This window comes from Arthrobacter sp. R4 (assembly GCF_051365025.1).
Classification (GTDB): domain Bacteria; phylum Actinomycetota; class Actinomycetes; order Actinomycetales; family Micrococcaceae; genus Arthrobacter.
The window spans coordinates 41,123-60,035 of the sequence record NZ_JBLWIJ010000019.1; the positions used below are offsets into that span (position 1 = coordinate 41,123).

Below are 18,913 nucleotides of genomic sequence, written 5' to 3' on the forward strand. Positions count from 1 at the left end.
AGCGCCGGGTGCCGCCGCCGCGACGGAAGCGCGCTCCGAGGGACTAGGCTGGTGGCTATGGCGGAAGAGCAGTATGGCGTGGCGGATGACAGCCCGGCGGACATCTCCGCCATCGACATTGCAGATTGGCGCCTGCGGACGTTCGCTTTGTATGAAATGGTCCGGAAGATTTCGGTAGAGAGCCCTGCGGAGGCCCATTCGTATTGGCGGCACGAACGCGACCGGATGTTCGCCACGCATCCCGCATCTGCTTTGACAGCCCAGGACAAGGCACGCTTCTCAGGGCTCAGGACGGCAGACTACGATCCCATCTACCGCTTCCATGTGCCGCTGACGCTGGAGGGCGCCGGCCGGGAAATGTCAGTGGAAACCGCCACGGATGGCGTCATCAATTTTGTCCGGCTGGGAACGTTCGATCTTCCGGAGATGGGGCAGCTCGCCGTGTGGAAGCTTGTGGGGTACGGCGGCGGCATCTTTGTACCGTTCCGTGACGCAACGGCAGGTCAGCCCGGAGGCAGTTACGGTGCAGGACGCTACCTGATCGACACCATCAAGGGCGCTTTCCACGGTGTTCACGGCAGCGGACCCGGTGCGGAATTCGTCCTTGACTTCAATTTCGCGTACAACCCTTCCTGCGCCTACAACGAGGCTTGGGCGTGCCCATTGGCCGGACCCTCGAACCGCCTCGCCGTCGAGATCCCGGCCGGCGAACTGTACTGACCTGACTGTCCAGCAAGCAGGCGCCTGCCGCCGTCGCACATCTCTCAAGGAATGCCCATGACCCAGCTGCGACTTGCCCGAGTCCGTCCGGCCTCCCCCGCCACACCAGGCGAGCAGTTCTTTGTAGCCAACAGTGCTGCCGACTTCGCCAGCGATGCCGGCGCCACCTGGACGGTGGTGGACACTCCCTTCCCGGGTTCACCGGCGAATGCGTCGAGCACTCCGCGCCCCGGATGGGAGCCCGGAGACCGGGTGCACCAGGAGGGCTTCGAGTTCCTTGCGCCCAGCGTCCCGGCCAATGTGCTGGGCATGGCCCACAACACGGGCAAGGCGGGCCGGGACCTGCCCCCGCAGGCATTCCACAAGGCCGCCACCAGCGTGATCGGCCCCGGCGACGCCATCGAGCTGGCAACGGATGCCGGTCACGTAGACCCCGAAGCGGAGCTGGCCATCGTCATCGGCCGCAAGGTGCGGGGACTGACTCCGGACAATGCGCGCGCCGCAGTGCTGGGATTCACCATCGGCAACGACGTCACCTCCCGGGACCTGCAAAAGTCGGACGAGCTCTGGATCAGCGCCAAAAGCCAGGACACCTTCACGCCTGTGGGACCGTGGATCGTCACCGCGCTGGACGACGCCGATGCTGCCATCAGCATCGTCCACAACGGCAAGGAATTGGGAGCCGCCAGCAGCGCGGACCTGGGCTGGAAGGTTGACGAGATACTCGTCTACCTCACATCCTTCATGACCCTGCACCCGGGAGACCTGGTCCTTACCGGCTTCCCGGCAGTGTGCGCGCCCATCGCTCCCGGCGATACGGTCACCTGCCGGGTGGAGGGCATTGGCGAACTCACCAACCCGGTGACGGCAGCGCCTTGGGAGGGTTCCGCGGCCTGATGTGTCAGGCTTGACCCATGGAATCCCCTCCTGCGCCCGCCGCCCCGCAGACGCAGCAGCCAGGCGTCCATGAAGTCCGGCGGGCTCCCAGCACCAGGCATTACCGGGGGATTCTACGGTTCCCGATGGTCCGCCAACTCATCCGCTTCACTGGAGTGGGCGTCGTCTGCACGGCCGCTTCGCTGGGGCTCTATGCCCTGTTACGCCCCTGGCTGGGCCCACAGCTGGCCAATGCCGCAGCACTGGTTGCCACCTCTTTGCTGAACACGGCCATGAACCGCAGGCTGACGTTCAAAATCACCGGGCAACGCCGGATGGCTCGGGACCACCTGAACGGTCTCATCGTTATTGCCGTAGCCCTGTTCATCACGGGCAGCAGCCTGGGCGTCCTGCATTGGCTGAAACCGGAGGCAAGCGTTGCCGACGAACTCTGGACCACCACGCTGTCCGGTTTCCTGGCGACGGCTGTCAGGTTCACCATGCTCCGGCACTGGATTTTCCGCCGCGCCCGGCACATCTGACGCTTTCCCTGAACCGCGTCGCGCCCTGGCGACTAAGTAGCAGCAAATGTCGTTTTCAGCGGTCAAAACGACATCTGCTGCTACTTAGTTGGGGGCGGAGCCTAGGCCCGGCCCAGGGTCCGGACGCTCGCGACGGCGGCCAGCACGGCTTGGGCAGCGGCCTCCAGGTCCGCGGCACTGACGGATGAGGCAAAACTGAACCGCACCGCCGTCTGCGCCACCTCGGCAGGGATGCCCAGCGCGGTCAGGACCGTCGACGGCGCGTCCGAGCCGGCAGCGCACGCCGAACCGCTGGAACACACCACGCCCTGCCGTTCCAGTTCGAGAAGGACGGACTCCCCGCTGGTGCCGGGGAAACAGAATGACGCCACGGAGGGCAGGCGTTTGGTGGGATGGCCTGTCAGGACGGCCCCCGGCACGCCGTCGAGCACAGCGCCGACGAAGCCGTCACGCAGCCCTGCCACGCGCTCCTCAAGGCCGGCCTGGTCCCGTTGGGCCAGATTGAGGGCAGTGGCCAGCCCCACGGCTCCGGCCACGTTCTCGGTGCCCGAGCGGCGTCCGCGTTCCTGTCCGCCGCCGTGGACCAGCGGCTCAATCCGGGTCCGGCCTCGGACGTAAAGCACGCCGCAGCCCTTCGGCGCCCCGAGCTTATGGCCTGAAATGCTCAGTGCGTCCACCCCCAGCCCTTTGACGTCCAGGGGCAGCCAGCCTGCGGCCTGGACAGCGTCAGTGTGGAAAGGGATGCCGCGTGCCCGTGCCAGGGCTGCCAAATCTGCAATCGGCTGGACGGTACCCACTTCATTATTGGCGTACATCACGCTGACCAATGCGGTCTCAGGGCCGAGCACGGCGGCGAGCGCCTCGGGCGTGACCAACCCCGTCGCATCAACGGGAACCACGTCGACGGCGAACCCGTGGAACCGCTCAAGGTAGCGTGCCGACTCCTCCACGGCTGGATGTTCGATGGCGCTGACCGCCACACGGTTGAGCCGGGGATCCGAGGCCTGCCGTGCCAGTGCTATCCCCTTCACGGCAAGGTTGTCCGCCTCGGTACCGCCCGAGGTAAAAGTCACCTCCCCGGCCCGGCAGCCCAGGACACTGGCGACGGCGGCACGGGCGTCCGCGAGCGCCGCGGCGGCAGCTTCGCCCAGTGAATGATGGCTGGAGGGGTTCCCGAATTCGCCGGTCAGGTAAGGCCACATCGCATCGAGCACCTCGCGGCGGACCGGGGTGGTGGCGGCGGCGTCGAGGAAAATCACGATGCACTCATCCGACGCTTAGCTCAACATCCAGGCCCAGGTCCAGCGCCGCCACACTGTGGGTCAGCCCGCCGATGGATATGACATCCACGCCCGTGGCGGCAATTCCGGCCACCGTCTGCAGGTTGACGTTGCCACTTGCCTCGACGCGTGCACGGCCGCCCACCAGTGCCACGCCGGCACGCAGTTCTTCCACAGTGAAGTTGTCCAGCATGATTGTGTCCACCCCGGCTGCCAGGACCGGCTCGATCTGGTCCATGCTGTCCACTTCCACTTCGAAATGCGTGGTGTGGCCGAGCTGGGCTTTGGCTGCCGCCAGGAGGCCGGTCAGCTTGGCAGGATCACCGCCGGTCATGACCGCCAGGTGGTTGTCTTTGGCCAGGACGGCGTCCGACAGGCTGTAGCGGTGGTTCGCCCCTCCGCCGCACCGGACGGCAAAGCGTTCCAGGACACGCAGCCCGGGGGTGGTTTTCCTTGTATCGGTGATCCGGGCAGTGGTGCCCTCCGTGAGTTTCACGAATTCTGCCGTTTTGGTGGCAATGGCGGACATGCGCTGCACGAGGTTGAGTGCGACTCGTTCTGCGAGCAGCACCGAGCGTGCCCGGCCGCTGACCCGGGCAAGGTGCGTTCCGGCGTCGAACGCGTCACCGTCGGCGAGCAGGAGCTCGACGTCGGTGTCCGGGTCGATGAGCCGCATGGCGTCCCGGAACACGGTGGCGCCGCTGAAGACGCCGGGGACGCGCGCGTTCAGGACGGCAGTTGCCTTGGCTTCGGCGGGGATCAGCAGTTGCGAGGTGATGTCACCGGCAGGGGCGTCCTCGGCGAACGCCCGCTCCAGGATCTCCCGCACCGGCGCTGTGGGGAGGGCCAGGTCAAACACGGTGGATTCAGTCATGGACGAGGCTCGCTTTCGGGCGGGTGTAGGTCTCTTCAAGTTCTTCGTGCAGGTCGGCGGCTTCGGCAGGGCTGTCGCTGCGGTAGTGGGCGCCCAGGGATTCGGTGCGCTGCCGTGCCGCAGCCACGAGCAGCCGGGCGGCAAGCAACAGGTTGGCGTCCTCATGCGCCCGCGGGTCCCCGCCACAGGGAACCACCTCAGGACGTACGACGCCGGCCCAAGCCTCAAGTAAGCCCCCTGCCTCCTCAAGGAGCACCCCGTTCCGAAGCACCCCGGCCTTGGCAGTCATCAACCGCCACAGGGCGTCCCGCGAAAACGGCTCTGGCTCGGGCACCACAGTCCCCCACTCGGACGCGTCGGCCGGAAGTATTTCCCGACCAGCACCCAAACTGGACTGTTCAAGGTCGCCTGAGGGTGCTCCGGAAGCGTGCGTCAAGGGGAGGCCGCCAGCGGCCGGGACAGCACGCGGAGGAGTGCCGTCAGGCGACTCCCAAGGAGGCACGGCAGCGCTGCCCCCAAGAAACGCCTCAACAGCGCGCCGGCCAAAGACAAGACCCTCCAGGAGTGAGTTGCTGGCGAGCCGGTTCGCACCCTGGACGCCCGTGCACGCAACTTCACCGGCGGCATAAAGCCCGGGAACTGAGGTTCTGGCGTGGAGGTCGGTGGCGACGCCGCCCATCCAGTAGTGCGCCGCCGGGGCCACGGGTACAAGCTCGCGGGTCCAGTCGAAGCCGGCTTCGCGGGTGCGCTGGCTCAGGGTTGGGAACCGTCGTGCGAGGAACCCTGCACCCTTGGCAGCCTCGATGACGGTTGCGTCAAGGTAAACGTGGCCGTTGGGATCCCCAAGCTTGGCCAAGTGGAGGGCGATGCTGCGGGACACGACGTCCCTGGGCGCCAGTTCGGCGTCCGGATGGTATTCGGGCATAAAGCGCCTGCCCAGGGCGTCCAGCAGGATGGCGCCTTCCCCGCGGACGGCCTCCGAGATCAACAGCGGGTCCGAGTCCGCAGGGCTTTGGGTCCGGGCCGGAACCAGGCAGGTGGGGTGGAACTGGAAAAATTCAAGGTCGGCCACGGCAGCGCCTGCGCGCCATGCGAGGGCCAGTCCGTCGGCGGTTGCAACAGCCGGGTTGGTGGTTTGGGCAAACAGTTGGCCGGCGCCGCCCGTCGCCAGCAGAACAGCGTCTCCCTGCACGCTCAGGCTCCGGCCACCGTGGAGATACCTGACACCGCACACGGTGTGGCCGTCCATCATCAGTTCGGTTGCCAGAGCCTGCCCGACAATCCTGATCTTTCCGGCCCCCTGCTGCGACAGCACGGCGTTGATGAGGGCACGGACCACCCCTGCGCCGGTGGCATCGCCGCCGGCATGGAGGATCCGTGGAGCGGAATGGGCGGCTTCGAGGCCAAGGGAGGGCCCGCCGTCGTGGTTCTGGTCGAAACGCACACCGAACCGCACCAGGCCTGCGATGTCCCTGCGCGCCTCAGTGCAGAGCACGCGCACAGCCTCGTCATTGCAGTGCCCGGCACCCGCGGTCAGGGTGTCTGCGATGTGGGCAGCAACGGTGTCGCCTGGTGCAGGTTCGTCCAGCACCGCTGAGATCCCGCCCTGCGCGTAGAACGTATTGCTGTCTGCGAGCGCACCCTTGGTCAGCACTACTACATCGACGCCCGCGTCCGCTGCCAGGAGGGCAGCGTACAGGCCGGCGATGCCGCTTCCGACGACGATCAGCTTCTGCGGGGCAGAGCTGCGGTCGGCAGCGGCCGGGGTCTGTCCGACGGCTGGGATGGCGGTCATTACGGCCTGGCGGCGAGCATACGCTCGAGCGCTGTCCTGGCGTTCGCCTGCACGGCGTCCGCGACGGTGATGCGGTTGACCACCCGGCCCGCCACAAGCTCCTCCAGAACCCAGGCGAGGTAGCCAGGGTGGATCCGGTACATCGTGGAGCAGGGGCAGATCACCGGATCCAGGCAGAAGATGGTGTGCTGGGGGTATTCGGCGGCGAGCCTGTTGACCATGTTGATTTCGGTGCCGATGGCGAACGTGGTGGGTTCGGTAGCCGCAGCGATGGCCTTTTTGATGAAGTCGGTGGAACCGGCGGAGTCGGCTGCGTCCACGACTTCCATGGGGCACTCGGGGTGGACAATGACGTTGACACCGGGGAAGTCGATCCTGGCCTTCTCGATCTGGGCCACGTTGAAGCGCTTGTGGACCGAGCAGAATCCGTGCCAGAGGATGACACGGGAATCCAGCAGGGCCTGTTCGTCGTTGCCGCCGAGTTCCTTGCGGGGGTTCCACATGGGCATCTGCTCAAGCGGTACGCCCATGGCCTTGGCAGTGTTGCGGCCCAGGTGCTGGTCCGGGAAGAACAGGACGCGCTGGCCGCGTTCGAAAGCCCATTCCAGGACGGTGCGGGCGTTGGAGGACGTGCAGACGATGCCGCCGTGCTCGCCGCAGAAAGCCTTCAGGGCTGCGGAGGAATTCATGTAGGTGACGGGGATGACCGGTACGCGGCCGTCGGCGTCGGGCTCGGTGCCGAAGATTTCTTCAAGCTGTTCCCAGCATTCTTCGACGGAGTCCGTGTCCGCCATGTCAGCCATGGAGCAGCCGGCTGCCAGGTTCGGCAGGATGACGGCCTGCTCAGGCCGGGACAACGTGTCCGCGGTTTCCGCCATGAAGTGCACACCGCAGAAGATGATCGCCTCGGCGTCGGGCCTGGTCAGCGCGGCGTTGGCCAGCTGGAAGGAGTCACCTACGAAGTCGGCGTACTGGATGACCTCGTCGCGCTGGTAGAAGTGCCCCAGGATCACGGCACGGTCCCCCAGCGTGGCTTTCGCCGCGCGGATCCGCTGGTCGAGTTCGGCGTCGGTGGCCAGCTTGTATTCTTCGGGCAGCTGACCCTGGCGGGGCGTAGCGGCGGGGGCAACGTCGGCGCTGGATGCTCCCGGGCCGTAGGCGGGCACACCGGCCAGGGCCTCGGCGAGATCGTAGTCCCAGGGCCCCTTGGCGAGTGCCGGGCTGCACGTTGATTTGCCTGCGGACGCGGTGCGTGCGGCGCTTTCGGCCTGTTCGCGCGTGATCAGCTGGATTGCTGTGTTGACGCTGCTCATGGGGTGCTCCTGTTATCTGGGTCAAGGCCGGGGCGGCCGGTGAAGCGGTAGAGGCGGGGCGGGCGGTGTTTTCCGCCCTGGAGGTATTCGCCGGTTTCTTCAATCTCCGGCGTGGAGATGATCTGGCGGCGGAAGTTGGCCGGGTCCAGTTGACGGTCCAGGACCGCTTCGTAGACTTCCCTGACTTGGGCCAGCGTGAAGTACTCGCCCAGGAAGTGGTAGGCAATTGAGCCGTACGCCAGCTTGTTCCGCAACCGCCAGAGTGCGTAGTCGACGATGGCGTTGTGGTCGAAGGCCAGTTCGCCCAGCCGGTCGGCGCGGAACCACATGACGTTTTCGGATTCATCGGCGAGGGCGGCCTCGGTTGGCTGTACCAGGGCCCAGTAGACGATGGAGACAACACGTTGGGTTGGGGAGCGGTGCAAACCGCCAAACGCGTAGAGCTGCTCCAAGTAGCTCGGTGCCAGGCCGGTGGTTTCCTGCAGGTTGCGCGACGCCGCGTCCTGCAAGGATTCCGAATGGGTCAGCGGCCCCCCGGGCAGTGCCCACAGCCCTTTGAAAGGTTCACGGATGCGGCGGACCAGCGGGATCCACAAGGTGGGGCGCCCGGACTTCTCACTGGGGCGGAGGGCGAAAATGACCGTGGAAATGGCGAGCGACGGCGGCGCGGTGCGGCGTTCAGCCACATTGGCTGCGCTGGTGTACATGCCTTCCACCCACTCTCTCCACGGCAGTTAAAGTCATAATGACTAGAACTGATTCTAAGGCCAGCGGGGCGCTTATCAAAATGTTTCGCGACATGGACCCACGCGGGGTCCGCAGCCCGCCTGGTCGTCTTATCGGGCCGGGGCGGTCGAAGCCGCCGCTTCCAGCAGGTTGAGCGTCCGCCCTTGGAAGTGCGTGTTGAGGACTATGACCGAGGAGGCACGGAGGATCGTCTTCGTGGCAATCATGGCATCGAGCACTCGCTGGAGGTCCGGGTTGGAGCGCGCGGCGATCCTTGCCATCAGGTCCGAGCTCCCCGAAACCGTGTGGATTTCAATGAGCTCGGGGATCGCAGCGAGCGCTTCCGCTACCGCATCATGGCCGAGGTCCTGATTGATGGTCAGGGAGCAGAAGGCCACCACCGGGAAGCCAAAGCTGGCGGGATCGGGCTGCGGCACCCAGGAACTGATCACCCCTGCCTCCGTCATCCTGTCCAGCCTCGATTGGATCGTCGCGCGGGCCACGCCCAGCACCCTGGAGGCCTCGAGCACCGAGGCCCGCGGCGAGTCAGTGAAGAATCGGACAATTTTGGCGTCCAAGGCATCCACGTTCATACAATTTTCCTTCTGGGGCCAGCGGAAAAAGGCAACCTGTGAGCCCCTTGCCGTGATGACAAATCAAACTGAGTCCATGATGGCACGGCAGCCGCACGCTGGCTGGCGGGCGAGGCGGTAAATTCGAGAGGTCCCACGAGGACCACCACCTACACCCCAAGAAGGTTCAAAAGGCATGACAATGAAGTCCACGCAAGTGCGGCCGGAAACCCACCTCGGCCACACCATGAAACCCCGCCAGCTCACCATGATGGGGCTGGGAAGCGCGATTGGCGCCGGCCTCTTCCTGGGCTCCGGCGCAGGAGTCCAGGCTGCCGGGCCTGCCGTCCTTGTTTCATACCTGGTGGCCGGGACGCTCATCATCCTCGTCATGTGGGCGCTGGGGGAAATGGCTGCCGCCAACCCCACAAGCGGCGCGTTCTCGGTGTACGCCGAGCGCGCACTGGGGAAGACAGCGGGCGCTACCGTGGGATGGCTGTGGTGGCTGCAGCTCGTCGTCGTGATCGCCGCCGAGGCCCTGGGCGCGGCTGGGCTCCTCTTCTCGGTCTGGCCGATCATCCCCGTGTGGGCCCTTGCACTGATCTTCATGATCGTGTTCACCGCCATCAACCTCGCCGGGGTCAAGAACTTCGGCGAGTTCGAGTTCTGGTTCGCCATCCTTAAAGTCGCCGCGATCGTACTCTTCCTGGTGGTCGGCGCCAGCCTGCTGCTGGGCTTCCTTCCCGACGTCGCATCGCCGGGGCTGGCCAACATCACAACAGACTTCGCTCCGGCGGGCCTCGGCGGAGTGGCCACCGCCCTGTTTGTGGTGATCTTCGCCTTCGGTGGCACGGAGATCGTTTCCGTTGCCGCAGCCGAGACCGAGGACCCCGAACACAGCGTGGGCAAGGCCATCCGGACGGTGGTGTGGCGGATCCTGGTCTTCTACATCGGCTCGGTTTTTGTTATTGCAGCAGTGTTGCCTGCCACCTCAGAGGGCCTCGCGTCGCCATTCGCGGGCGTTCTCGATGCTGCCCGGATCCCGGGCGCAGGCACGGCAATCACGCTGGTGGCCGTCGTCGCGCTTCTCTCCGCCCTGAATGCCAACCTCTACGGCGCCTCCCGGATGGTCTACTCGCTGTCCGAACGCGCCGAGGCGCCACGCTTCCTGTCCCGGCTGAGCAGGGCGAGCGTGCCCGCGCTGGCTGTTGGCGTCTCCGTGGCCTTTGGTTTTGCCGCAACGGTGCTGGAGCTGCTGTTCCCGGAACGGATCCTCCCGGCCCTGTTCCAGCTGGTGGGATCCACCTGCCTGGTGGTGTGGGGCACGGCCCTTGTCTCGCAGCTCATCCTGCGCCGCAGGGCAGACCGTGACGGGATTGCGCTGCCATTGCGAATGAAAGGCTATCCGGGATTGACCATCCTCGGACTGGTTCTCCTGGGCCTGATCTTCGCCGTCGGCTTCAGTGCGGAAAGCAACCGTGCACAGCTGCTCAGCACGTTCGCCCTGGTGGCCTGCCTCGCCGCGGCGTGCTGGATCGGCGCCCGGCTCTCCAGCCGCGAACGGCAGCCCAAGTAGGTAGCACTAAATGTCGTTATGGACGCTCATAACGACACTTGCTGCTACCCAGTTGGGCGGGCCGACGGAGCGCCGCAAGATTAGCAAGTTGCTAGGCAACATGGTCAACAGGGTGGCAACTTTTGGCAGTTTGGTCAGTGGAGTGCGAGCTGATTGTTTAGGCTTTCGACGGTGACTAGGGTCACAGTCATGGGCACTCTTCCTCCACAGGCTCCCGGTGAACACGCTGCGCCGTTGACCGCGGACGAACTCCGCGAGCTGTACACCCTCATGGTCACCGTCAGGCACTTGGACACATCCGCCGTAGCGTGGCAGCGGCAAGGCATCATCCCCGGCTACGCCCCCGAACTGGGCCAGGAAGCAGCCCAGGTGGGAAGCGGGTACGCCGTGGACCTGTCCCGCGACTTCGTGTTTCCCACGTACCGCGAAATGGGCGTTGCCCGTGCCATGGGGGTGGATATGGTCTCCTACATGGCCACGCACAAGGCCACTTGGCACGGCGGCCTATACGACCCGCTCGAATCCCGGCTTGCCCCGATCCAGGCAGTAGTGGCCGGCTCCGTGCTTCACGCCGTCGGCTGGGCCCACGGCCAGACCCTGGATCACAAGGACGGCGTGGCCCTGAGCTACTTCGGGGACGGCGCCTCATCCCAGGGCGACGTCCACGAGGCCATGAACTTCGCGGCGGTCCTGAAGGCGCCGGTGGTGTTCTTCGTCCAGAACAACGGCTGGGCCATTTCAGTCCCTACCGAACGGCAGGTGGCGGGCGGCTCCGTGGCCGCCCGGGCGGATGGTTATGGCATCTCCGCCAGCCAGGTCGACGGGAACGACGTCGTGGCCGTGGTGGACGCGACCCGGAAGGCCCTGGCGAACTGCCGCGCCGGAAACGGCCCTGTCCTCATCGAGGCCATGACGTACCGCCGCGGCCCGCACTCCACGTCCGATGACCCCGGCCGCTACCGCTCACTTCAGGAAGAGCACGACGACGCCGGCCAGGACCCGCTGGAACGGTTCCGTCAGGTCCTGCTCACTAGGGGGATCGCCGGCGAGGCATTTTTCGCCACAGCCCTCGCCAAGGCCAAAGCGGAAGAAGAGATGGTCCGCTCAGGCCTTCAGGCGCTGCAACCACGCCCTGGCAGCGAAATGTTCGATCTGGTGTTCCAGGAAACCACACCTGCCCTGCAGGACCAGGCTGCCAAGTGGCGGGAGGAGTCGGAGCATGTCTAACGCCATCCTTGAAAGCGAGGCCTCCATGGGTCGGGGAAATCCAGGGCACGGAGTTGCGCAACTTTCCATGCAACAGTCCCTGAACCGGGCCCTTGACGAGATCCTCGCGGACAATCCCAGGGCAGTGGTCTTTGGCGAAGACTGCGGCCGGCTCGGCGGAGTCTTCCGGATCACGGACGGTCTCCAGGCCAAGCACGGCGAGCAGCGGGTCTTTGACACGCCGCTGGCCGAATCAGGCATCCTGGGCATGTCCGTGGGCCTGGCCATGGCTGGTTTCCATCCCATTCCCGAGGTGCAGTTCGACGGCTTCGCCTACCCGGCGATCAACCAGATCATCTGTCAGGTCGCCAGGCTGAATTACCGCAGCCGAGGCACCCTGCCGATGCCCATCACCCTGCGCGTTCCCAGCTTTGGCGGGATCCGTGCCCCCGAACATCACGGCGAATCCCTCGAGGCGCTGTTCGCCCACGTTCCCGGCCTGAAGGTGGTGTCGCCGTCGAACCCGCACGAGGCCTACCACCTGCTCAAGTACGCAGCCACGCGGCCGGACCCGGTGATCTTTATGGAGCCGAAGTCCCGCTATTGGCAAAAGGGCGAGGTTGATATCGCCAATGCCGAGGCCGACGGCGGCTCTCCCGACGCTGCGAAGGTCATGAGGCCAGGCAGGCACCTCACCCTGGTCGCCTGGGGTGCGATGGTGGCACGCTGCCTGCAGGTGGCGGAACTGGCGGCTGAGGACGGCGTGGACATCGAGGTCCTGGACTTGCGCTGGCTCAAGCCCATCGACGCGCCGGCTTTGGTGGCATCCGTAGCGAAGACGCGGCGCGCCGTAGTCGTCCATGAAGCACCGCTGACTTCCGGCCTCGGCGCGGAGGTGGCGCAACTGATCACGCAGGGCTGCTTTGACACGCTCAAGGCGCCCGTGGAACGGGTAACCGGTTTCGACGTGCCGTACCCTTCCGGCGACCTCGAAGACGAATACATCCCCAATGTGGACCGGATCCTCAATGGGATCCAACGCGTATTGGAGTACCGCCGTGGCTGAAATCTCGTTCCCGCTCCCCGACCTGGGCGAGGGCCTCATTGAAGCAACCGTGCTCGAATGGCTGGTTTCCCCCGGTGATCACGTGGAGCGGAACCAGCCGCTGGTGGAAGTCGAAACCAGCAAATCCGCTGTTGAACTGCCCAGTCCGCAGGCAGGTAAAGTGGTGCGTACCTTCGGTGGGGCAGGTGACAGGATCAATGTCGGCGACCCCCTGATCGTGTTCGAGGTGCCGGATAACACCGCCGGAATTGTTGGCACGGTCCCGAAGGACGAGGCACCGAAGCGCCGGGTCCGCCTGAGCGCCGTACTTGATGAGGACTGACACCATGAGCGGCAGGCACACAGGCGAGATGCATTCCCACACCGTTGAGGGCACCGATCCCCAGCTGTACGTGCAGGTGCACGATCCCGCGCAGGACGCCGGACTCCGGCCCATCCTGCTGCTCCACGGATTTTCCTCCTCGAGCAAGCTCAACTGGGAGGACACCGGGTGGGTGCCGGCCCTGCAGGAGGCGGGCCGGCGTGTCATCACCGTGGACCTGCCGGGACACGGCCGCAGCGGCGCCCCGGAGGACCGGGATTCCTACTCCCCCAGCCGCATCCGCGCTGACCTGCTCCAGATCGCGTTCGACGCCGGCGTCCGGCCATTGCACGAGGGCGACCCAGCCAGCGGGATGGACGTTGTGGGCTACTCGCTGGGCTCCAGGCTCGCCTGGGAATTCGGCGCCACCCAGCCCGAGATCGTCCACCGGTTGGTCTTGGGCGGTCCGAACGTCGCGGACCCGCTGGCCGCTTTCGACCTCGTGGCGGCCCAGCGATACCTTGCAGACGGGACTCCCATCGCGGACGAGTCCACCGCGGGGCTGCTGAAGATGGCCATGCTGCTGCCCAGCAACAACATTTTTGCCCTGCTGTCGTTGGTTGAAGCGATCAAGGACGAGCCCTACGATCCTGCCGAGGCCGTCCCGCATATGCCCATGCTCCTGGTTGCCGGCGACAAGGATGAGCGCGCTGCAACCATGCCGCAGCTGGCCGAGCTGGCCAGGACGGCCGGTTCCATGGCCGAGCAACTGCTGCTTCCGGGCAGAAACCACACCAACGCCATTACCAGCAGGGCCTTCAAGCAGGGCGCCATAGACTTCCTGGCGGTTTGACCCGCAGGGGTTTCATAACTCCCGTCCGCACCAGTTCCGAAGGCACCTGATGGGCTTGTGGCCCAGCAGGTTGAAACGGGCCATTACTTCCCGGTGCTGCCACCGCAGACGGTAGGCTGGAAGCGGGGCGGAGTCAGCCGGGAGAGGGAACAATGAGCACGCGTTTTGAAGACCGCACGGATGCCGGTGAGCGTCTGGCTGCGGTGCTGACGCAGTTCCGGGAACGTCCCGACGCGATTGTCCTGGGGCTGGCCCGGGGCGGAATCCCGGTTGCGGCGGCCGCGGCGAAGGCCCTGTACCTGCCGCTCGGTGCCGTGCTGGTCCGGAAGCTCGGAATCCCCGGCCATGACGAGACCGCGTACGGAGCCCTGGCGTGGTCAGACGGGCGCGTTGTGCGCCTGCTCAACAGGCCCCTCATGTCCCGCGTCCTGGAACATGGCGTCCGTCAGGAGTGGCTGGATGAGGTGGAGCAGAGGGAACGCGCTGAACTTCTCCGTCGGGTCGAAACCTACCCGGCGATCAAGCATGACCTCACGGGAAAAACAGTCCTGCTGGTCGACGACGGCCTCGCGACTGGAGCCACGATGAGGGCGGCGGTCGAAGCGGTTCGTTCCGGCGGCGCAGCCCACGTGGTGGCCGCAGCCCCGGTCGGTTCAGTGGAAGCGGAAGCAGCGGTGTCGTCCGTCTGCGATGCTGTGCTCTGCCTGCACCTGCCGGGCAAGTTCCGGGCCGTGGGAAGTTTTTACCGCCATTTCGAGCAGCTGACGGACGAGGACGCCATCAGCCAGCTGGAGCAATAGCCCGCCGGCCTTCACGACAGGGATGGCAGGCACGGAACCCTTCGGTCCGTGCCTGCCATCGAAAGATCCGCTGATGCGGCGCCTTCTCCCTAGTGGTGGCTGATTCCCAGGGGGCGGCCCTTGGTCTCCTTGGCAAGCAGGACGCCGACGGCCGAGATCACGCACAGGATCATGATGTAGATACCGATCGAGCCGGTCCATTTGGTGCTCAGGAGCAGCGACTCGGCGATGGTGGCAGCGAACGCTCCACCGAGGATGGCGCCGAAGGCGTAGCCGATGGAGATGCCCGAGTAGCGCACGTTGGCCGGGAACATTTCGGCATACATGGCGGACATCGGACCGTAGGACAGTCCGAGCCCGATGGTCAGGACAAACAATGCCACGCCATAGAGCATGATGTCCTTCGTGTCGATCAGCGCGAACATCGGGATCATCCACGCAAACACGATGCCATAACCAATCAGGAAGGTCTTGACCCGGCCGATCCGGTCAGACAGCCAGCCGCCGACCAGCGTGAAGATCAGCCATCCGAAGGACGCCAGCGTGGTGGCCAGCAGGACCTGCGGGGTGGGCATCTTCAGGATCCTTGTGGCGTAGGAGATGAAGAAGGCAATCAGAAGGTAGCCGGCTGCGTTGTTGCCGATGAAGATCATGGTGGAGTACAGGACAGCCTTCTTGTGCTTCCGAATGAGTTCGCCGAGGGGTGCCTTGCTCGCTTCCTTGCGGGCAGCCATCTCCTTGAAGACCGGGCTCTCGGCCACGGCCCGGCGGATCAGGTATCCGACCACGATCAGGACGATGGACAGCAGGAACGGCACCCGCCAGCCCCAGGCGGCGAAGTCCTCCTTGGACATGCTGCTGTTGAGGAAGAACAGCAGACCGGTGGCCAGGATCATGCCCACCGGAACACCAATCTGCGGATAGGCGCCGAACAGGCCTCGCTTGTTCAGCGGTGCGTGTTCGACCGCCATCAACGCGGCACCGCCCCATTCCCCGCCCGCCGAGAAGCCCTGGATAATGCGCAGGGTGATCAGCAGGATCGGTGCCCAGACGCCGATCTGGGCATACGTGGGCAGCATGCCGATCAGCGCCGTCGCGGCACCCATCATGACGAGGGTGAACACCAGCATCGCCTTGCGGCCGAGGCGGTCACCGAGGTGGCCGGCGACGACAGCGCCCAAGGGCCGGAACAGGAAGCTGATGCCGATCAGGGCAAACGACAGGATCTGCGCCAGGCCGGGGTTGGAATCGTTCAGCGGAGCCAGGAACAACGGGGACAGCAGCGTCCCCGTCAACTGGGCAAAAATAAAGAAGTCGTACCACTCGATGGTGGTGCCTACGAGGGTCCCGGCCAGGACCTTGCGTTCTTCCCTCCGGGTGCTGGGGCCGGCAAGTGAATCCACCAAAGAAGGTGTGGTCATTGAAACTCCATTGTTTAAGGCAGGGGCACTGCCAGGTGAACGCCTTCATGATTACCGACAGAACGGTCAGTTAGTTAGTAGCGTACTACGAAAATGTGAGAGAAAACACGCTGGTCACAGATATTTCGGCAAATAGCGGGATCGGATGCATCAGTCTTCCCGCGCCAGGAAGTCCCTCACCCTCGCCCGGACCGGCCCGCGGTCGTACGAACTGACCAGGGCACCGGCCATCCGCACAGGGTCCCCAAAGAAGAAGTACTCATAAAGCGCCTGCCGGCCCGAAAACGACGAGACGCTCGCGTCAAACGCCAGCTTGAACAGCCTTACGCGCTCCGGGCCGGTAAGAGTCTTGGCCTGCAAGTAGAGGTCTATGTCCGGCCGCGCTTCCCCGGCGACGTCGGCTTCGCCGGGAAGGGCCATCAGGCCGGACGCCGAAAACTTCCGGATGATTTGGGGAAAGCGCTGGGCAACTTTGGGATACCAGTTCCGGGCGGCATTCAACGTAGACCACTTGGGCAGCATCACGCCGTCGTCGTTCAACGCCGCTTCAGCCTCCGCTGCCGTCATCAGCGCCTTGCCGATCTCAACGGTCTGGATCAGCTCGGCGAGATCCTCCTGGATGTGCTGGAAGCCGTCGATGCCGATCGAATCCGCGATTTCGGACGCGAGGCCAAGATAGAACTCACTCTTGGCAATCGTGCGCGTGACCACCTGGTGCGTCATGAGTGCGGCGGCTCCGGTTTCGGAATAGAAAACGTTGCAGAGTTCCGGATGCCCGAGCATGAAAATCCGCTCGTTAGGGATAAAGACGTCGTGAAAGACCACGACGGCGTCCGTCTCCTCGAAGCGGCTGGCCAGCGGTTCGTCGTGCCTGCTTCCACCGTGGTACAGCGAGGTGCGGCACAGGTACCGGACGCCTTCGGCGTCGTTCGGGACCGCGAAGGCGTAGGAGTACGGGGCATCCTCGGGTGTCCCGCGAAGGATCGTCGAAGGGAACACCAGCAGTTCATCGGCGATCGGGGCGATCGTGGCCAGCATCCGGGCACCCCGAACCACGATGCCGTCTTTGCGCTCTTCAACGACGCGGGCGGAAAGCTGGCCGCCTAGCTGCTCAGAGCCCGAGACGGAGCGATTGGCCTGCGGAGGGATCAGGGTGTGGGTGGCGAGCAGGTCGTTTTCACGGCAGTACTCGTAGTAGTTGCGGATGTTCTCGCCGAACATCGGATCCACCTGCGCAAACCACTTCTCTGAGGCCGCGAGCGCCGTCAGGGCACTGTTCATGTAGTCGCCGGTGCGGCCCAGGAACCCGTTGGAGTACTCCGCCCACGTCCTGGTGGCAGCCCGCCGGTGGGCCAGGTCCTCCCTTGTCCGCGGGATCAGGAAGGAAGCGCTGACCGTGTCACCGGAGGTGGGCGAGACATAGGTCAGCGCAGCGGCGTGCTGCGGCTCGTGCTGCATGTCAAAGAGCCGGGCGTACGTGCGGGCCACGTTGGCGAAAGACGGATGCTCTGCGATGTTCCCGGCGACCATCTCGCCGTCGATCATTACTTGCGGCGTCATGGAATTGAGCTTGTCCAAATATTGCTGGCCGGTGCGGATGCCCATCGTGTTTTCTCCGTTCGTCGTTGAACTGCCAAGTGCTGGTCCTGTGGCGGGAGCAAGGGGTCAGAGGAGGTTCTCCATTCCCAACTGGCTCTCCGGAATGGTGGTGAAGCTGCTGTTGGCAAAGGCCAGCGCGTCACCGCTGCGGTAGTTGAAATCGGCCACCTCGCCCACGTAGAGCGTGTGGTCTCCCCCGGGGTAGGCGGCCCAGGGCCTGCACTCGAACCAGGCCAGGACACCTGAGAGCCGCGGCGCCGACCCGCCCTCAACCCACAACGGCTCCGGCCCCGGCCGCCCGGCGAAGTGCAAGGCCAGTTGGCGTTGCTCGGCACCAAGGATATTGACCGTGAACGCCCGGCCGGACAATTCGTCGTGGGCCCTGGCGCTCCGGGCGATGCTGACGAGCACCAAGGGTGGCTCCATGGACACGGACGTGAAGGAGTTAACCGTGATGCCGTGGCGCCTGGTTGCGCCGTCGAAGGTCACAATGGCGACCCCCGTGGCATATCTGCCCAGACTGCCGCGGAAGTGGTGCGACCGCGGGGCCGAGGTCCGGCCGGCGGCTGACGGATCGGCCGTGTTCCGTGAATCGGAAATCATCACTGATCCTCAACGCAGGACCCGCGAGCGCCACATGGTGGACGCTTTCACATGCGAGTTCTATATTTGAACTACTAATTCGTATATAGGACGCTACTCGGATGAAGGCGTCAGCACAAGAGTGGGCCGATCCCCCGCCCGGAGCCGCCTAGGATGGACACCATGAATCCCACAGCCGCCGCCCCCGCCGGAGCAGCGCAGGCGTCGCCGTCGCAGACACTTTCCCGCGGCATCCGCGCACTTGAGATCCTGGCCGCTGCCCAGAGCCCGATGACCATCGCCGAGCTAGCCGACGCCATGGGCGTCCACCGGTCCGTCGCCTACCGGATCCTGCGGACGCTGGAGGACCACTCGCTGCTGGTGCGCGACGACGCCGGCCGCGTGCAGCCCGGCCCCGGCCTGGCCGTCCTGGCTCGGGGCGTCTCACGAAATCTCCAGACTGCCGCCCTCCCCGAACTCACCCACTTGGCCAACACCCTGGACATGACGGCTTTCGTGGCCGTCTGGGACCACCTCGACTGCATCACCCTGGTGACCGTGGAACCGCGCCATTCAGGGGCGACAGTCGCCCAGCACCCTGGCACCCGGCATCCCATCAGCGCGGGGGCACCGGGCATCGCCATCCAGTCAGCACTGACAGAGGCCGAGTGGGCCCAGCTGGCGCCGGGGATACCCTACCGGCCCGAGGCTGCTGATGCCCGCCGCGCAGGGTACTCAGCCAGCCATGACGAGGTCATTGCGGGAGTGTCATCCCTGGCTGCCCCGGTCCGGGTGCCCGGGGGGGGGGGGG

At 65.3% G+C, this 18,913-nt stretch carries 19 protein-coding genes; 10 read left to right on the forward strand and 9 right to left on the reverse strand.

Going from position 1 to position 18,913, the window contains the following annotated elements; all coding sequences use genetic code 11:
* The first annotated feature begins 57 nt into the window (after positions 1-57).
* Genes ACLKOZ_RS13120 through ACLKOZ_RS13130 form a run of 3 tightly spaced genes read left to right on the forward strand, consistent with a single transcriptional unit; the run spans position 58 to position 2,138 of the window.
* Positions 58-720, forward strand: a complete 663-nt coding sequence (locus ACLKOZ_RS13120; protein WP_337345902.1) for a DUF1684 domain-containing protein — start codon at positions 58-60, stop codon at positions 718-720.
* Positions 721-777: 57 nt separating this feature from the next.
* Positions 778-1,617: a fumarylacetoacetate hydrolase family protein gene (locus tag ACLKOZ_RS13125; RefSeq protein ID WP_436475586.1), complete on the forward strand. Its 840-nt coding sequence runs from the start codon at positions 778-780 to the stop codon at positions 1,615-1,617.
* Positions 1,618-1,634: 17 nt separating this feature from the next.
* On the forward strand, positions 1,635-2,138 hold the full coding sequence (locus ACLKOZ_RS13130; RefSeq protein ID WP_436475588.1) for a GtrA family protein: 504 nt from the start codon (positions 1,635-1,637) through the stop codon (positions 2,136-2,138).
* A gap of 101 nt (positions 2,139-2,239) precedes the next feature.
* Here the strand turns inward: ACLKOZ_RS13130 and ACLKOZ_RS13135 are convergent, their stop codons facing one another.
* The 6 genes from ACLKOZ_RS13135 to ACLKOZ_RS13160 all read right to left on the reverse strand — a co-directional run bounded on the left by ACLKOZ_RS13135 (position 2,240) and on the right by ACLKOZ_RS13160 (position 8,719).
* Positions 2,240-3,397 carry a cysteine desulfurase family protein gene (locus tag ACLKOZ_RS13135; RefSeq protein ID WP_436475590.1) on the reverse strand — a complete coding sequence of 386 codons (1,158 nt, stop codon included), beginning with the start codon at positions 3,395-3,397 and terminating at the stop codon, positions 2,240-2,242.
* Positions 3,398-3,404: 7 nt separating this feature from the next.
* A complete protein-coding gene (nadC, locus tag ACLKOZ_RS13140) occupies positions 3,405-4,292 on the reverse strand; it encodes a carboxylating nicotinate-nucleotide diphosphorylase (RefSeq protein WP_436475592.1) in 888 nt (295 codons plus the stop codon).
* Positions 4,285-6,087 (reverse strand): L-aspartate oxidase, encoded by a 1,803-nt coding sequence (gene nadB / locus ACLKOZ_RS13145; protein WP_436475594.1) that lies wholly within the window; start codon positions 6,085-6,087, stop codon positions 4,285-4,287. The genes nadC and nadB overlap by 8 nt, the downstream gene beginning before the upstream one ends.
* The gene (nadA, locus tag ACLKOZ_RS13150; protein WP_337345896.1) at positions 6,087-7,400 is read right to left on the reverse strand and encodes a quinolinate synthase NadA; all 1,314 of its coding nucleotides are present in this window, start codon (positions 7,398-7,400) and stop codon (positions 6,087-6,089) included. The genes nadB and nadA overlap by 1 nt, the downstream gene beginning before the upstream one ends.
* Entirely contained in the window at positions 7,397-8,107 is a 711-nt protein-coding gene (locus tag ACLKOZ_RS13155) for an NUDIX hydrolase (protein ID WP_436475597.1), read from the reverse strand. The genes nadA and ACLKOZ_RS13155 overlap by 4 nt, the downstream gene beginning before the upstream one ends.
* A 129-nt stretch (positions 8,108-8,236) precedes the next feature.
* A complete protein-coding gene (locus tag ACLKOZ_RS13160) occupies positions 8,237-8,719 on the reverse strand; it encodes an Lrp/AsnC family transcriptional regulator (RefSeq protein ID WP_337345894.1) in 483 nt (160 codons plus the stop codon).
* A 175-nt stretch (positions 8,720-8,894) separates the two neighbouring features.
* Here ACLKOZ_RS13160 and ACLKOZ_RS13165 point away from each other — a divergent pair, with 175 nt between their 5' ends.
* The 6 genes from ACLKOZ_RS13165 to ACLKOZ_RS13190 all read left to right on the forward strand — a co-directional run bounded on the left by ACLKOZ_RS13165 (position 8,895) and on the right by ACLKOZ_RS13190 (position 14,500).
* Positions 8,895-10,274, forward strand: a complete 1,380-nt coding sequence (locus ACLKOZ_RS13165; RefSeq protein ID WP_436475599.1) for an amino acid permease — start codon at positions 8,895-8,897, stop codon at positions 10,272-10,274.
* 189 nt (positions 10,275-10,463) lie between these two features.
* Positions 10,464-11,501 carry a thiamine pyrophosphate-dependent enzyme gene (locus ACLKOZ_RS13170; RefSeq protein ID WP_436475601.1) on the forward strand — a complete coding sequence of 346 codons (1,038 nt, stop codon included), beginning with the start codon at positions 10,464-10,466 and terminating at the stop codon, positions 11,499-11,501.
* Positions 11,494-12,546, forward strand: coding sequence for an alpha-ketoacid dehydrogenase subunit beta (locus ACLKOZ_RS13175; RefSeq protein ID WP_436475603.1), 1,053 nt, complete (start codon positions 11,494-11,496; stop codon positions 12,544-12,546). The genes ACLKOZ_RS13170 and ACLKOZ_RS13175 overlap by 8 nt, the downstream gene beginning before the upstream one ends.
* Positions 12,539-12,868 carry a biotin/lipoyl-containing protein gene (locus tag ACLKOZ_RS13180; protein WP_337345891.1) on the forward strand — a complete coding sequence of 110 codons (330 nt, stop codon included), beginning with the start codon at positions 12,539-12,541 and terminating at the stop codon, positions 12,866-12,868. The genes ACLKOZ_RS13175 and ACLKOZ_RS13180 overlap by 8 nt, the downstream gene beginning before the upstream one ends.
* A gap of 4 nt (positions 12,869-12,872) precedes the next feature.
* Positions 12,873-13,700, forward strand: coding sequence for an alpha/beta fold hydrolase (locus tag ACLKOZ_RS13185; RefSeq protein ID WP_436475606.1), 828 nt, complete (start codon positions 12,873-12,875; stop codon positions 13,698-13,700).
* Between the two features lie 152 nt (positions 13,701-13,852).
* Positions 13,853-14,500, forward strand: coding sequence for a phosphoribosyltransferase (locus ACLKOZ_RS13190; protein WP_436475608.1), 648 nt, complete (start codon positions 13,853-13,855; stop codon positions 14,498-14,500).
* A gap of 89 nt (positions 14,501-14,589) precedes the next feature.
* On the opposite strand, the gene ACLKOZ_RS13195 is transcribed toward ACLKOZ_RS13190, so the two are convergent.
* From ACLKOZ_RS13195 to ACLKOZ_RS13205, 3 genes are all read right to left on the reverse strand, one after another.
* Positions 14,590-15,921 carry an MFS transporter gene (locus tag ACLKOZ_RS13195; protein ID WP_337345888.1) on the reverse strand — a complete coding sequence of 444 codons (1,332 nt, stop codon included), beginning with the start codon at positions 15,919-15,921 and terminating at the stop codon, positions 14,590-14,592.
* 150 nt (positions 15,922-16,071) lie between these two features.
* Positions 16,072-17,526, reverse strand: coding sequence for a 4-hydroxyphenylacetate 3-monooxygenase, oxygenase component (hpaB, locus tag ACLKOZ_RS13200; protein ID WP_436475610.1), 1,455 nt, complete (start codon positions 17,524-17,526; stop codon positions 16,072-16,074).
* A 60-nt stretch (positions 17,527-17,586) separates the two neighbouring features.
* A complete protein-coding gene (locus tag ACLKOZ_RS13205) occupies positions 17,587-18,123 on the reverse strand; it encodes a flavin reductase family protein (RefSeq protein ID WP_337352157.1) in 537 nt (178 codons plus the stop codon).
* A gap of 162 nt (positions 18,124-18,285) precedes the next feature.
* Here ACLKOZ_RS13205 and ACLKOZ_RS13210 point away from each other — a divergent pair.
* A partial coding sequence (locus ACLKOZ_RS13210) for an IclR family transcriptional regulator (RefSeq protein WP_436475612.1) occupies positions 18,286-18,913 on the forward strand: 628 nt, incomplete at its 3' end.

Bases quoted from the DNA above. Each gene is read 5' to 3' on its own strand.
- ACLKOZ_RS13155 (WP_436475597.1), bottom strand. From the start codon at position 8,107: ATGTACACCAGCGCAGCCAATGTGGCTGAACGCCGCACCGCGCCGCCG.
- ACLKOZ_RS13190 (WP_436475608.1), top strand. From the start codon at position 13,853: ATGAGCACGCGTTTTGAAGACCGCACGGATGCCGGTGAGCGTCTGGCT.
- ACLKOZ_RS13125 (WP_436475586.1), top strand. From the start codon at position 778: ATGACCCAGCTGCGACTTGCCCGAGTCCGTCCGGCCTCCCCCGCCACA.
- ACLKOZ_RS13175 (WP_436475603.1), top strand. From the start codon at position 11,494: ATGTCTAACGCCATCCTTGAAAGCGAGGCCTCCATGGGTCGGGGAAAT.
- nadB (WP_436475594.1), bottom strand. From the start codon at position 6,087: ATGACCGCCATCCCAGCCGTCGGACAGACCCCGGCCGCTGCCGACCGC.
- ACLKOZ_RS13160 (WP_337345894.1), bottom strand. From the start codon at position 8,719: ATGAACGTGGATGCCTTGGACGCCAAAATTGTCCGATTCTTCACTGAC.
- ACLKOZ_RS13195 (WP_337345888.1), bottom strand. From the start codon at position 15,921: ATGACCACACCTTCTTTGGTGGATTCACTTGCCGGCCCCAGCACCCGG.
- ACLKOZ_RS13165 (WP_436475599.1), top strand. From the start codon at position 8,895: ATGACAATGAAGTCCACGCAAGTGCGGCCGGAAACCCACCTCGGCCAC.
- ACLKOZ_RS13170 (WP_436475601.1), top strand. From the start codon at position 10,464: ATGGGCACTCTTCCTCCACAGGCTCCCGGTGAACACGCTGCGCCGTTG.
- ACLKOZ_RS13130 (WP_436475588.1), top strand. From the start codon at position 1,635: ATGGAATCCCCTCCTGCGCCCGCCGCCCCGCAGACGCAGCAGCCAGGC.
- hpaB (WP_436475610.1), bottom strand. From the start codon at position 17,526: ATGGGCATCCGCACCGGCCAGCAATATTTGGACAAGCTCAATTCCATG.
- ACLKOZ_RS13120 (WP_337345902.1), top strand. From the start codon at position 58: ATGGCGGAAGAGCAGTATGGCGTGGCGGATGACAGCCCGGCGGACATC.
- ACLKOZ_RS13205 (WP_337352157.1), bottom strand. From the start codon at position 18,123: ATGATTTCCGATTCACGGAACACGGCCGATCCGTCAGCCGCCGGCCGG.
- ACLKOZ_RS13185 (WP_436475606.1), top strand. From the start codon at position 12,873: ATGAGCGGCAGGCACACAGGCGAGATGCATTCCCACACCGTTGAGGGC.
- nadC (WP_436475592.1), bottom strand. From the start codon at position 4,292: ATGACTGAATCCACCGTGTTTGACCTGGCCCTCCCCACAGCGCCGGTG.
- nadA (WP_337345896.1), bottom strand. From the start codon at position 7,400: ATGAGCAGCGTCAACACAGCAATCCAGCTGATCACGCGCGAACAGGCC.